The following is a 1,056-nucleotide window of genomic DNA, read 5'->3' on the forward strand; positions in this document are numbered from 1 at the left end:
GGCGGAAGGCGGCATCGCCAGCCTCGAGCCTGTCATGCACATCCGCCCGCAAAGCCTAGCGACGACGATCGAGATCGAGGACGTCACAGACGCCGGCACCGCTGCTGCGGTCGGCAACCTGCGCGAACCGATCCTGGCCCTGCTCGACGGAGTTCCAGTCGCCGCACATCCGCTGCTCGCCGCTCATCTGGTCGTGGATGATCAATTCGATCTCGAACCCCATGCCCCCGTGGACCAACGCGTCCATGGCACTGCGATGGCGTCGCTCCTCGTGCATGGCGACAGGAACAATCCCGCACCGGCATTGCCGCGGCGCATTCATGTTGTTCCGGTGATGGGTGCTGGGGATCGCTTCCCGGCACGACGGCTTGTCGTCGACATCATCTTTCTCGCCATTAGAGCGATGCGAGAAGGCCCGGATGCAACGGCGCCGGGCGTGCTGATCGTCAATCTCTCGCTTGGCAACGAGCGGCGTCCCTTTCAGTCGTCGCTGTCGGCATGGGCACGGCTGCTGGATCGACTGGCGTACCGATACGGCATTCTGTTTCTGGTGAGTGCTGGTAATGTGAGGGAGACCTTCGGCGTCCCAGCCTTCGCGACCGGCACGGCTTTCGAAGACGCTGACGCCGCCGCTCGCTGTGACGGCACGCTGACCGCGATCGGCAATCTGATGGCTGACCGGCGTATGTTTTCGCCGTCCGAGGCAATCAACGCGGTGACGGTCGGCGCGTCCAACGACGATTGGGTGTCGGCTGCGGACCGCCGCGCCGCCCGCACCATCATCGACCCCTTTCCGGGCATTCGTGCCGCCAACCCGTCGAGCGCTCTCGGCCCTGGATTTGCCCGATCAGTCAAACCCGACATTTTGATGCCGGGAGGTCGCGAGCACCTCCGCCAGATGCGGACCGACGGTCATGTCTTCGTCAGGCCGGCGCCCTCGACGCGCCCCGCTGGCCTCAAAGTGGCTGCGCCTCGTACCGGCGCCTTCGGGGTAGCCGAAGGCTATTCGGGCGGGACCAGCGGCGCGACCGCGCTGGCATCACGCACATGTCATCG

1 protein-coding gene is annotated in these 1,056 nt (G+C 65.5%); it reads left to right on the forward strand.

Features of this window, described 5'->3' with window-relative positions; genetic code table 11:
* Positions 1–1,056: S8 family peptidase (locus tag AX692_RS18300; protein ID WP_155646383.1), on the forward strand; the 1,056-nt coding region annotated here is incomplete at both ends.

The organism is Erythrobacter donghaensis, from assembly GCF_001557325.1.
GTDB classification, from domain to species: domain Bacteria; phylum Pseudomonadota; class Alphaproteobacteria; order Sphingomonadales; family Sphingomonadaceae; genus Erythrobacter; species Erythrobacter donghaensis_B.